General features: G+C 38.1%; 11 protein-coding genes. 6 read left to right on the forward strand and 5 right to left on the reverse strand.

What is annotated here, in order from left to right:
* Window positions 1-147 precede the first annotated feature (147 nt).
* From QUH73_RS05055 to lpcA, 4 genes are all read right to left on the reverse strand, one after another.
* Window positions 148-720, reverse strand: a complete 573-nt coding sequence (locus QUH73_RS05055) for a GNAT family N-acetyltransferase (RefSeq protein WP_289529374.1) — start codon at window positions 718-720, stop codon at window positions 148-150.
* A 349-nt stretch (window positions 721-1069) separates the two neighbouring features.
* A complete protein-coding gene (locus QUH73_RS05060) occupies window positions 1070-1741 on the reverse strand; it encodes an inorganic pyrophosphatase (RefSeq protein ID WP_289529375.1) in 672 nt (223 codons plus the stop codon).
* 637 nt (window positions 1742-2378) lie between these two features.
* Window positions 2379-3917 (reverse strand): YifB family Mg chelatase-like AAA ATPase, encoded by a 1539-nt coding sequence (locus tag QUH73_RS05065; protein ID WP_289529376.1) that lies wholly within the window; start codon window positions 3915-3917, stop codon window positions 2379-2381.
* Between the two features lie 205 nt (window positions 3918-4122).
* Window positions 4123-4698, reverse strand: coding sequence for a D-sedoheptulose 7-phosphate isomerase (gene lpcA, locus QUH73_RS05070; protein ID WP_289529377.1), 576 nt, complete (start codon window positions 4696-4698; stop codon window positions 4123-4125).
* Between the two features lie 209 nt (window positions 4699-4907).
* Between lpcA and QUH73_RS05075 the strand changes: the two genes are divergently transcribed.
* The 6 genes from QUH73_RS05075 (at window position 4908) to QUH73_RS05100 (ending at window position 11322) form a co-directional block, all read left to right on the forward strand.
* Window positions 4908-5711: an ion transporter gene (locus tag QUH73_RS05075; RefSeq protein WP_289529378.1), complete on the forward strand. Its 804-nt coding sequence runs from the start codon at window positions 4908-4910 to the stop codon at window positions 5709-5711.
* Window positions 5712-5971: 260 nt separating this feature from the next.
* Complete coding sequence (locus tag QUH73_RS05080) at window positions 5972-6277, forward strand: hypothetical protein (protein ID WP_289529379.1); 306 nt, start codon at window positions 5972-5974, stop codon at window positions 6275-6277.
* Between the two features lie 114 nt (window positions 6278-6391).
* Window positions 6392-8374 (forward strand): DNA mismatch repair endonuclease MutL, encoded by a 1983-nt coding sequence (mutL, locus tag QUH73_RS05085; RefSeq protein ID WP_289529380.1) that lies wholly within the window; start codon window positions 6392-6394, stop codon window positions 8372-8374.
* A gap of 94 nt (window positions 8375-8468) precedes the next feature.
* Window positions 8469-9290 (forward strand): rhomboid family intramembrane serine protease, encoded by an 822-nt coding sequence (locus QUH73_RS05090; protein ID WP_289529381.1) that lies wholly within the window; start codon window positions 8469-8471, stop codon window positions 9288-9290.
* A gap of 21 nt (window positions 9291-9311) precedes the next feature.
* A complete protein-coding gene (locus QUH73_RS05095; protein WP_289529382.1) occupies window positions 9312-10244 on the forward strand; it encodes a rhomboid family protein in 933 nt (310 codons plus the stop codon).
* Window positions 10245-10248: 4 nt separating this feature from the next.
* Window positions 10249-11322 (forward strand): endonuclease/exonuclease/phosphatase family protein, encoded by a 1074-nt coding sequence (locus QUH73_RS05100; RefSeq protein WP_289529383.1) that lies wholly within the window; start codon window positions 10249-10251, stop codon window positions 11320-11322.
* Window positions 11323-11327: 5 nt separating this feature from the next.
* Here the strand turns inward: QUH73_RS05100 and QUH73_RS05105 are convergent, their stop codons facing one another.
* Window positions 11328-12050: a toxin-antitoxin system YwqK family antitoxin gene (locus QUH73_RS05105; protein WP_289529384.1), complete on the reverse strand. Its 723-nt coding sequence runs from the start codon at window positions 12048-12050 to the stop codon at window positions 11328-11330.
* Window positions 12051-12143: the final 93 nt, after the last annotated feature.

Below are 12143 nucleotides of genomic sequence, written 5' to 3' on the forward strand. Positions count from 1 at the left end.
TGGCGTGTCCTTTTTCTGAAAAACCAATTACCAAAAAACACCCCAAACCCCTAAAGGGATTAAAAAAATCCTCTGCTAAAGCCAGAGGCAAAGCATTAATTTTCAGATGATGCGAATTCATCAGCTGCCCCCTGTATTTGGTAATCACTATTTATTTGTCCGTTTATACCAGGTAATATCATCCCCCTGAAACTTAAATTTATCTTCCAACTGAAAGCCAAGCTTGTCCAACACCCGTTGCGATTTCAGATTGCGAAGTAAAGTCATGCTGTAAATTTCGGGAATTTTAAGCTCGGTAAAAGCATAATGAATAGCAGCCTTTGTTGCTTCAGTAATGTATCCTTTGCCCCAATACTTGCGCAGCAATCTAAATTTCAGATTGTAAAAATCACTGTGCCCGTTCTGGTTTTCCTTTTCAAATTTAAAACCAGTCCAGCCAATAAAATTCCCCGATTCCTTTTCAACAATTGCCCAACGTCCAATACCAACCCGCTCATACTGATCCCGAATCGATTCAATCATCTTTTTACTCTCGTTAATATTCCGAATGGGTTTTCGACCTAAAAATTTATACACCTCAGCATCCGAATCCATCTCGAACATGCTTTCGGCATCGCTTGGCAGTATTTCCCGTAGATACAATCTTTCTGTTTCACACAATATTTTCATTCTTAGCTCTCCTTTATTCATTAAAAAATCAATCTTTTTAATCTCGGACATATCTGCCAATTGTGCAAGTTTTTAAACAAATAGATTCTTATTTAGACCAAAATATAATATTTAAGTAAGTTTCAATTAATATTTCACACTCAATCTAACCACAATTTGTTAGCTCAAAAAAAGTAATTTCCAATTCTATACCACAAAGTTCACGGAGTTCCACAGAAATTCCTATTACAACTTTAGATTTAAAAGATAAGCCTGTGGTTCCTTTTTTAAACACTCACAAAACACAGAGAGTCAAGATAAATATCAACTGCCTCATTATTATTTTCACCATAAACAGAACAAAAAAAGCGACAGCCCTTTCGAACCATCGCCATTTATCGTTTCATAATTACCAATTGATTTAAACGTGTCTTAGAATATCTTCCAGATTCTCAAATTTGGTTTTGTAATCGTTCATCGACCGAACAATTACTTCGTGAGCTTCTTCAACACCATAAATATGTGTAATCTCGGCTTCGCTTTCCAAACCCGGCATATCCTTATAAGTCAAAAAATAATGTTTCAAACGGCCTACAACCACATCCGAACAATCCGAAATATCAGTATAAGCACCATAAGTAGCATCATTCATCAAAACAGCAATAATCTTATCATCTGCCTCTTTTCCGTCAATCATTCGAAAACCACCAATCGGACGAACCTCTGCAATAATATCACCGTGCGATATCACTTTCTCAGTCAAAATACAAATATCCAAAGGATCCGAATCACCCTGAACATTTTCCTTGCCCGATTTTTCACTACAATATTCACCAACAGATTTCCCACAATAAGTTTGAGGTAAAAATCCGTACAAAGCAGGAACAACATTCGAATATTTCTGAGGACGATCAATCTTCAAATAACCACTCGTTTTGTCTACTTCATATTTAACGGTGTCAGTCGGAACCATCTCAATAAAAGCCATTACCGAATTCGGCGCATTGTCTCCAACATCAATTCCATGCCAAGGATGAGACTTGTAACGCAATCCCATTAATCTTGCGATAGGATCATTCAATTTGTTTCCCATAGTAAGTATTTCTTTTTAAGCTTCGTTTTTTAGCACAACGACTCTATTATCTAGGTAAAAACAAATGTAAGAAAACAATATAAAAAACGAGCCAATCGTCTTTTTCTTTTCCGTTAAATCTGTTATTTGAGTGATTTCCGCCATGTAAATGTGGGGCTTACCTCCTTTTAGTCGGCCGGGCTTTTCGCTCCAAGTCCTCGCCATCCCACCCACCGGCCAATTCTGCCTGCGGGCTTTCCGCTTCAATCCCTAAGCCAAAATCAAGGAGCAAGTTTCAAGGATAAAGGAACAAGGGTAAAGGAATTAATGTTGTTAATTTTTACAGATAAATTATGCGGTAAAATAGGTTTCTTCACGAACAAATAAAAAAATCCTCTGCCTGAAGCCAGAGGCAGAGAAATGCAGAAACGACCGATGTAAAAAAAAAAATGGTCATGCCATGGCATGACCCTACAAACATTCAATCAAAACACATTGGTTCAATACAATTACCAATCTATTCGGCAATGCCGTAGGGATACGACATGTCGTATCCACAATTCAGATCATCGCATTCAACGCAATCCGAAATCATGAATCACAAAAAAGGTCACGCCATGGCATGACCCTACAAATATTATTAATTCATAACTCTCACCTATCCTCCCCATCCATCGCGATCTAAACTGCGGTACTGAATGGCTTCGGCCAAATGGTCCGTTTCGATGCTTTCTGAACCTTCCAAATCGGCAATGGTGCGCGAAACTTTTAAAATCCGGTCGTAGGCACGGGCAGAAAGTCCCACTTTTTCCATGGCGGTTTTTAGCAACTGGTTGCCGGCCTCGTTGGGCTGACAATGTTTCCGCAGCAATTTCGAACTCATTTGAGCATTGCAATGAACGCCATCGTGCTCCGCAAATCGCTTTTCCTGAACCTGTCTGGCTTTTTCAACTCGTTTGCGAACTATTTCACTCTTTTCCGACAGTCGCTGATCCGATATTTTATCGAAAGAAACGGGAACTACCTCAATGTGAATGTCAATGCGATCCAAAAGCGGACCACTAATTTTACTCAGGTATTTTTGCACCATTCCGGGGCCGCACAAACAATCTTTATCGGGGTGGTTGTAGTAGCCGCACGGACAAGGATTCATGGAAGCAATCAGCATGGTGCTGGCAGGATATTCAATGGTACATTTAGCTCTCGATATGGTGATGGTTCTGTCTTCCAATGGTTGACGCATCACCTCAAGCACGGTTCGTCTGAATTCGGGCAGCTCATCTAAAAACAACACGCCATTGTGCGCCAAACTTATTTCACCAGGTTGTGGAAATGTGCCACCACCTACTAAAGCTACATCCGAAATGGTATGGTGCGGCGATCTAAACGGCCTTTGTGTCATCAGGGCACTGTTCTTTTCCAAAGTACCGGCCACCGAGTGTATTTTTGTTGTTTCCAACGCTTCCTGCAGTGTTAAGGGAGGCAAAATTCCTGAAATTCGTTTGGCCAGCATGGTTTTCCCTGCTCCCGGAGGCCCAATCATAATGATATTGTGTCCGCCGGCAGCGGCAATTTCCAAAGCACGTTTCACATTCTCCTGTCCTTTTACATCGGCAAAATCGTGAGGGAAATTGTTTAAGTGTGCGTAAAATTCAGCCCGGGTGTCGACTTCGGTGGGTGGAATTTCCAAATCACCTTTCAAAAATTCAATCACTTCCTTAATCGTATCGGCGCCAATTATTTTCAGTTTGTTTACTACAGCGGCCTCGCGTGCATTTGCTTTTGGCAAAATTAAACCTTCAAAACCTTCTTCCCGTGCCTGAATGGCCATAGGCAACACGCCTTTAATAGGAACCAAACTGCCATCGAGCGACAATTCGCCCATAATAATATATTTGCCAAGCACTTCGCAATTAATTTGTTCGGTTGCCGTGAGTATTCCTATCGCCAGCGGCAAATCGTAAGCCGATCCTTCTTTTCGGATATCGGCAGGAGCCATATTAATAATGATCTTTTTACCGGGAATTTTATAGCCAACTTCGCGCAAGGCAGAATCTATTCGCTGCTGACTTTCCTTCACCGCATTATCGGGCAATCCAACCAAGGAAAAACGAACTCCGGGAAAAACATTTACTTCTATTGTTATTGTTGTGGCATGAATGCCATATACTGCACTTCCGTAGGTTTTAACAAGCATATTTATAAATTTTACCAATAAACAAAATCAACCCGTGAATGTAACAATAATACACAAACTAACCAAAACATAATTCAAATTATAGAACAGCAATCCGCATTCAAAAATTCAGGCACAAAAAAAAGGATGTCATTCCAACATCCTTTTTCTACACTTTTTTATCTGTGAAAAAAACTTCATTTCTCACATCTAATATCTACAATACTTATTTCATTTTTGCTTCGATGTACTGAATCAGGCAATGAATCACTTTAATGTGTATTTCCTGTACCCTATCGGAGTACTTCTCCCAAGGCACCCGAATTTCAACATCGCAAAGAGCAGCCATTTCACCTCCTGTTTTCCCGGTTAAACCAACAACAATCAGTCCTTTTTCTTTGGCCGCCTTTACTGCATTAATAATATTCGCTGAATTTCCCGAAGTACTAATTCCTAAAAATACATCTCCCTTTTGGCCCATTCCTTCCACATATCTCGAGAAAATATAATCGAAACCATAATCGTTTGCCACACAAGTTATATGACTGGCATCTGAAATGGCTACGGCTGGCATCGAGGGTCTGTCTCCTCGAAAACGACCCGTTAATTCTTCGGCAAAATGCATGGCATCGCACATCGAACCACCATTACCGCAGGAAATAATCTTTCCCCCGTTTTTTATGGATTTTGCCATTGCTTCACCTGCCGCTTCGATTGCTGAAAAGTTAGCCTCATCGGCAATAAATTCATTCAAAACTTTTTGTGCATCCAAAAAGCTTTCTTTTATATCATTTATAATCATCTTGTTCAAATTTTATTCAAAAGTATAAAAAAAAGAGCAATGAGATTTACGAGATAAGGGGTCAGATTCATTCATCCCCCAACTTTTATATTATTTTAAGATTTCCCCGACCTTTTGACCATTTGACCGTTAGACTTTTCAAGACCCTTCCAGACTATTTTAGACTTTTTTAGTAAGTTTATGTTCTGAAACCCAAATCTCTTTCTTTCATGAGTACTACAAAAGATCGTCTTTACGAAATCATATTCGAGGCTGACACCAAATCGGGGAAAATCTTCGATATTGCACTGCTTATTGTTATTATTCTAAGCATCCTTCTAGTTGTTTTGGAAAGTGTGCCTTCCATCGAAAGAGATTATCACGATGTATTGAAACTTTCGGAATGGTTGATTACAGGGATCTTCTCTTTGGAATACATGCTGCGAATATGGATCGTTCAAAAACCCAAAGCCTATATATTCAGCTTTTACGGCATTATCGATTTACTCTCGGTTCTACCCTCCTACTTAGGCCTTGTAATAGTTGGAACTCACGGCTTCATGGTAATCAGAGCCTTACGATTACTTCGGATTTTCCGGATTTTAAAACTCAACAGATATATTAAAGAGGGAGCTATTATTGTTCGAGCGCTTCGACAAAGCAGAATAAAGATATCCGTCTTTCTTTTTGCTGTTCTAACCATGGTAATCATCATCGGAACCATCATGTATTTGATTGAAGGCGGCGAAAACGGGTTCACCAGCATTCCCCGCGGCATTTATTGGGCAGTTGTTACGCTTACCACCGTTGGCTATGGCGATATCTCCCCGACTACATCTCTTGGTCAGTTTTTTGCCAGCTTCGTAATGATTATTGGTTATGCCATTATCGCCGTTCCAACAGGGATTGTAACTGTTGAACTGAGCAAACAAAGTTCAAAAGCTGCATCCACTCAGGTTTGCCCAAATTGTTTAGCCGACAATCATGCCGAAGATGCTCTGTACTGCAATCAATGTGGTAAAAAACTTAACTAGACCCTGTTCTTACGAAAGAAAATAATTTTAAAACCCCACAAGCAGATCCAGTTTTTTTAGGATATATTAACTCATGGCTGTGCAATTAGAGGGAAAATAAATTCAGAAAAAAACGATATATTTGTGTGTCTTTTTTAGACGAAAAGTATTGCTTGTATTGAATCTTTTGCTTTAGATGGGCGATTTTCCAAATTGAGCAGCAGAAGCATTCAAATTATACCTACAACATTACACTTTTAACTGGTATAAAACATTTTATCATGGGATTTACAAGTTTTTTTAAAAAACCTCAATACAAAAGATTTAATATTCAACCCAGATATTGGGATCCTGCAAAAGAAGCGAGAGAAGACAGAGAAAAAAGGATACGAGGAGAACTGGGTTTGAAGGATGAAAATGAACCATACATCCCCAACATAAAAGGACGAATGAAAAGTGAACTGCGTCATGGTCACTTCGATTCTAATGGCTCCAGAAATAAATCGAACATTAGATTGTTAATTATCTTTGTCTTGCTTGCACTGGCAGCATATATTTACCTTTATGGATGGAATGGAGTCATTTAAATTTCTCCTTTTCTAAATTTATTTTTGTCTCTTCTTCAGAATTCCTGAAATCAGACAATTTAAATTTCACCCAACACGTTACTAGAAAGTTAAACTTTAGAAGTAGAAATTTATATGTCGGATTTGATACAGATTCTGCCTGACAATGTAGCCAATCAAATTGCTGCAGGTGAGGTAGTTCAAAGACCAGCTTCAGTTGTAAAAGAGCTTGTGGAGAATGCCATTGATGCTGGAGGTAACTCTATAAAAATCAACTTAAAAGATGCTGGAAGAACATTAATTCAGGTAATTGATAATGGATGTGGTATGTCCGTTACCGATGCGCGTCTTGCTTTTGAACGGCATGCAACTTCTAAAATTCGAAAAGCGAAAGATCTGTTTGCGATTCGAACCATGGGTTTTCGCGGCGAAGCACTCGCCTCTATTGCGGCAATTGCCAATGTTGAATTAAAAACCAAACGAACCGAAGACGAATTAGGGACTCACATTGTTATTAGTGGTTCCGAAGCAATTTCTCAGGAAGTTTCGGCTTGCAGCGATGGAAGTAATTTCATTGTAAAAAACCTCTTTTTTAATGTTCCTGCCCGTCGAAAATTCTTAAAAGCAAATTCTACCGAACTTCGCAATATCATTACCGAATTTCATCGAATCGTGCTTTCGCATCCCGAAATTGCTTTTCAACTTCTCCACAACGACTCAGAAATATACAACCTGCCTGCCAGTCATATCCGCCAACGAATTATCAATGTTTTTGGCAAAGGTATGAACCAAAGGTTAATCAGTATAAATACAAGCACCAGCATTGTTAATTTGACCGGTTTTATCGGGAAACCGAAAAATGCGAAAAAAAATTTAGGGGAACAATTCTTTTTTGTGAACAACCGCTACATGCGGCACCCTTATTTTCACAAAGCAATTATGCAGGCTTACGATAAAATATTGCCACCTGAAACCATACCGCCTTACTTTATCTTTTTTGAGGTCGATCCACAGATTATTGATATCAATATTCATCCGACCAAAACAGAAATTAAGTTTGAAGACGAAAGAGCGATCTATCAAATTATTCAAGCATCTATCCGCGAGGCTTTGGGGAAATTTAATATTGTGCCTTCCATCGATTTTGATGAAGACAACAGTTTGGAAATTCCTGTGGCCGGCAGCAATGCCGATATTGAGGCTCCAATGATTAAGGTGAATCCTGAATTCAACCCTTTCGAAGCGGATTTGAACTACAACCCTTTTGATGGAGAAAAAAGCTATAATCCCTTTGACGAGGAACGAAGATCTTTTGAATCGAACCAATTCTATCAGGAATTTAAAGCGAAAACACCTCATCAGCAAAGTGGAAGTACTAGAAAACCAGTACCCGAAAAATGGGAGACTCTATACGAAGAACCTTCTAAAAGAGAGTCGGATGAGAAATTAAATCAGGCGAAAATTGATCGGGAAAATATTCCGGATTATTTTCAGCCGCAAAAACCACCGGAAGAATTTGTACAAAAGAAACTGCATCCGCAGGAACAAATTCAGAAAGCAAAGAATTTTTTTCAGTTAAAGAACAAATACATATTAACACCGATTCGCTCCGGCTTGATGATCATCGATCAGCGTAAAGCACATGAGCGCATTTTATTTGAGAAATTCATCAATTCGTTGGAAAATCATCAAGGAATTGCTCAGCAAACTTTATTCCCTCAAACCATAGAACTCAATGCTTCGGATTACACTCTTTTACAGGTAATTATTGAAGATGTGAGAGCCTTGGGGTTTGACATCAGAGAATTTGGGAAGAAAACCTTTGTGATTAATGGAACTCCGGCTGATATCCACAATTGCGAACCAAAAGAATTGGTTGAAAACCTGTTGGCGAACTACAAGTCGAACCAAATGGATGTGAAACTGAAAATTCGCGAAAATTTAGCAAAGTCATTGGCAAAAGCATCGGCTTTAAATTATGGCAAAACCCTCTCGAATGAGGAAATGAGTTCAATAATCGATCAACTTTTTGCCTGTGCAACTCCTAATTTCACACCCGATGGGAAAGCAATTATTTCGGTTCTTGAATCTCAGGAATTGGAAAGCAGATTTAAATAAGGTGACAATCTGTCGTAGATTTGTTAATCACACACACAAATTATAAATTGGTCTGACTATTGTTAGCTAAAAGGAAATATTAAAATAAATTCGAATGAGTCAATTCAGATCTTCTCTATTAAACCTCCCTCCGGTTGTAAAAAACCTGATAATTATAAATGTGCTAGTCCTGCTCGGAACCATGGTAATCGGCGACCGGTTTGGCTTTAGTATGGATAATCTTTTTGCGTTGCACCAACCGGCATCAGAGTATTTCAGACCGCATCAGTTCATTACGCATATGTTTATGCATGGAGGAATAGGTCATTTATTTTTTAATATGTTTGCCCTGTTCATGTTTGGTCGCGTACTGGAAGAAGTTTGGGGACCAAAACGATTTTTACTGTACTACATGATAACAGGACTTGGTGCGGCTGCACTTCACACATTTGTAGGGTGGCTTGACTATTCCTCAATGAAAGCTGCTGCAAATGCATTTAGCAATACGCCATCTCCCGATTTAATGCTTCAATTTATTCGTGAGCACATGGGACCGGTTAAACCTTGGGTTACCGATTTTGTAAACAGCTGGGCCGAACATCCGAATAATGCCTTCGATACGCAAAAGGCTATTGCGATGGTAAACCAAATGATTACTGAGAACATTAATGTTCCTACAATTGGAGCTTCGGGAGCAGTATTCGGAATTCTTTTGGCTTTTGGTATGTTATTCCCAAATACTGAGCTGATGCTTTTATTTCCTCCTATTCCAATCAAAGCAAAGTATTTTGTAGTTGGATACGGTGCAATTGAATTATTTATGGGCTTTCAACATCAAAGTGGCGATAATATTGCCCATTTTGCTCACTTAGGTGGAATGTTATTTGGATTTATCCTGATAAAGTATTGGCAGAAGAATTCAAACCGATTTTATTAATAGTTAAATGATTGATATTTCATGAGCATGAATTTCAACAATCCATATCAGTCCTATTCCCACCAGAGTATTTGGGACGGAATTAAAGACTCATTCAAAGAAGGAAGTAATTTAACAAGACTGATCTACATCAACTTTGGTGTTTTTCTGATTGTTAAAATTGTGAATGTATTAACATTTTTTGCAGGCATTGAAACCTCACAAGTTCCATTCCTTGTTCACTGGTTATCGGTACCTGCCGAAACCAATGCATTATTAAGCAGACCATGGACTGTGTTTACCTACATGTTTTTACATGAAGGATTTCTGCACATACTAAAGAATATGCTTTGGTTATTCTGGTTTGGAAGAATTTTCCTAAGTTATCTTGATCAGAAAAAACTGGTGAGCATTTATTTGATTGGCGGTTTAACCGGTGCTGCAACATATATATTTGCCTATAACCTCTTTCCTGTTTTCGAAAGTCTTCGATTTGGATCGTATGCTTTGGGTGCTTCTGCTTCGGTTATGGCAATTGTCTTTGCTACGGTAATTTATACTCCCAATCATGTTGTTCATCTCATGTTTATTGGTCCGGTTAAAATTAAATACATCGCCTTATTTTTTATTGTTACAGATATACTTAGCATTCCAATGGGTAACGCAGGTGGTCATATTGCTCATTTAGGCGGTGCTTTTTATGGTTGGTTATTCATAAATCAGCTTCGTAAGGGTAAAGATATTTCTTCTGGATTTAATTCACTTATGGATTCGTTTTTTGGCCTTTTTAAGAAAAGAAAAATGAAAGTAAGTTATAAGAATACCCAGAAAATGGACGATAAAGAGTACAACAAAGCAAAAAAACAACACCAGGAACACTTAGATGCTATTTTGGAGAAAATTGCAAAATCGGGATACGACAGCCTAAGTAAAGAAGAAAAAGAAATCCTTTTTAAATCCAGTAACCAGAAGTAATCGCTTGAAGAACTTTCTGCACAAATCACTTGTTATCTTTAGCCTGATATTTTCAGGCTCACTTTTGATTTCCTATCTGGCAGCTTACATCAACCCGGACAATTTTTGGCCACCAGCCTTTTGGGGGTTAGCCTATCCTTATCTGCTGGCTATTAATATTTTATTTACTATTTATTGGATGATTAGAAGGCGTTGGAGTTTTTTAATTCCTCTTTTGGCCATATTAATTGGTTATCAATCTTTTTCCAATTTCATTCAATTTAACTTCTCCGGTAATTCAACAAACAATGAAAATTCCATTAACGTTTTAAGTTACAATGTGCGCTCATTTGACATTTACAAATGGACAAAAGACCCAAAGACACCTTCAAATATCATTCAGCTCTCTAAAGAGCTTGGAGCAGGAATTATTTGTTTTCAGGAATTCAGAGCTACAAAATCAGGTTTACTTTCAATTAGTAATCTAAAAAAAGAATTGAACACGAAATATTCAATCAGAAGCAAGCATGGAACAGGTATCGCAATCTTCTCCCGATATCCAATTATCCATCATGGGGAAATTAATTTTGAGAAGGGAAATTTATGCAGTGCTGTTTTTGCAGATTTACAAATTGGAAAAAAAATACTTCGTGTTTATAATCTTCATTTGGAGTCGAACCGTTTTGCAGGTAAAAATTACGAATTCATCAACAAAAAAGAGTTCAAGGCTGATGAACAGGAATTAAACGAGCTTAAAGACATTTCCTTCCGATTGCGTTATGCATTTATCCGCAGAGCCAAACAAGCCCAAATAATTCGGGCACATATCGATAAATCGCCTCATCCTACAATTGTATGTGGTGATTTTAACGACACACCTCAATCCTTTACCTATAAAACTTTGAGTGATCAGTTTAGCGACTGTTTTAAAGACAAAGGCAGTGGAATCAGCACAACTTATGTAGGAGATTTTCCATCGTTCAGAATTGATTATATTCTTCATGATGAGCATACAATCTGCAACGAGTATCAGAGAATCAAAAAACAATACTCCGATCATTTTCCAATTCTATCCAAACTCTCCTTTGTTAAAGAATAAGCTTTCTATTTAATAATTACCTGGAATTTTCGCTCAGAAACATTGATGTTGTAATCCTGCGTTTGGTATTTTGCAACAATATTCAAGGTGGTATCAAGTCCTGCAACACGATCGTAAGGAATTTCGAATCGTGCTAATCCTCCTTTTGCATAAAGAGGCTTGGCTGCAAACGGAATGTATTTATCTTCCATTAAATCGGTGATGTAGAAAATCACATTCTTAGAGTAATTACTTAGTGACAATGTTAAAACCACAACATCTTCCTTCACAAATTTCTGCATTTCAATACTTGGTAAATTAGTCCGCAAACGTCCATCCTGTCTGTATTCTTTCAGACCAATACCGGGCTGGCCTTTCCTATAAGGCGTTTCAGCCCAGATATTACCATTGGAATAGTATTTCTTCTGAACACCATCCTTTTCATCTTTGTGATAAGGAGTAATGCTATACAATTTGCCGTTTTTATGGAATTTTTTGGCAACGCCATTCTTCTGGTCATCAACATACATGATTTCATCACTCAACTCACCTGATGAATAATAAATTTTACATACCCCATGACGCACACCATTTCGAAAAGTAATTTCGGCAGTTAATCTATTCTCATCATCATACTGCTTAACAACTCCATTTTCCACAAAAGATTCATCCAAACTTACCGATTGCACTTTCTTATGCTCGCAGGCAAACAGCAAAATCAATACGAATAGGCAAATCCAATTTTTCATTTGGGGAGTTCTCTACGTGTTAGAAATTATTGAGTGTTTCATAAAAATAATGCAAAGGTATGGAAGATGAAAATTATTCATCAACAAATAAAC

It is taken from the genome of Labilibaculum sp. K2S (assembly GCF_030372765.1).
Lineage (GTDB): Bacteria > Bacteroidota > Bacteroidia > Bacteroidales > Marinifilaceae > Labilibaculum.

Excerpts from the sequence above, each read along its gene's own strand:
- QUH73_RS05055 (WP_289529374.1), bottom strand. The coding sequence starts at position 720 with ATGTCCGAGATTAAAAAGATTGATTTTTTAATGAATAAAGGAGAGCTA.
- QUH73_RS05060 (WP_289529375.1), bottom strand. The coding sequence starts at position 1,741 with ATGGGAAACAAATTGAATGATCCTATCGCAAGATTAATGGGATTGCGT.
- QUH73_RS05065 (WP_289529376.1), bottom strand. The coding sequence starts at position 3,917 with ATGCTTGTTAAAACCTACGGAAGTGCAGTATATGGCATTCATGCCACA.
- lpcA (WP_289529377.1), bottom strand. The coding sequence starts at position 4,698 with ATGATTATAAATGATATAAAAGAAAGCTTTTTGGATGCACAAAAAGTT.
- QUH73_RS05075 (WP_289529378.1), top strand. The coding sequence starts at position 4,908 with ATGAGTACTACAAAAGATCGTCTTTACGAAATCATATTCGAGGCTGAC.
- QUH73_RS05080 (WP_289529379.1), top strand. The coding sequence starts at position 5,972 with ATGGGATTTACAAGTTTTTTTAAAAAACCTCAATACAAAAGATTTAAT.
- mutL (WP_289529380.1), top strand. The coding sequence starts at position 6,392 with ATGTCGGATTTGATACAGATTCTGCCTGACAATGTAGCCAATCAAATT.
- QUH73_RS05090 (WP_289529381.1), top strand. The coding sequence starts at position 8,469 with ATGAGTCAATTCAGATCTTCTCTATTAAACCTCCCTCCGGTTGTAAAA.
- QUH73_RS05095 (WP_289529382.1), top strand. The coding sequence starts at position 9,312 with ATGAGCATGAATTTCAACAATCCATATCAGTCCTATTCCCACCAGAGT.
- QUH73_RS05105 (WP_289529384.1), bottom strand. The coding sequence starts at position 12,050 with ATGAAAAATTGGATTTGCCTATTCGTATTGATTTTGCTGTTTGCCTGC.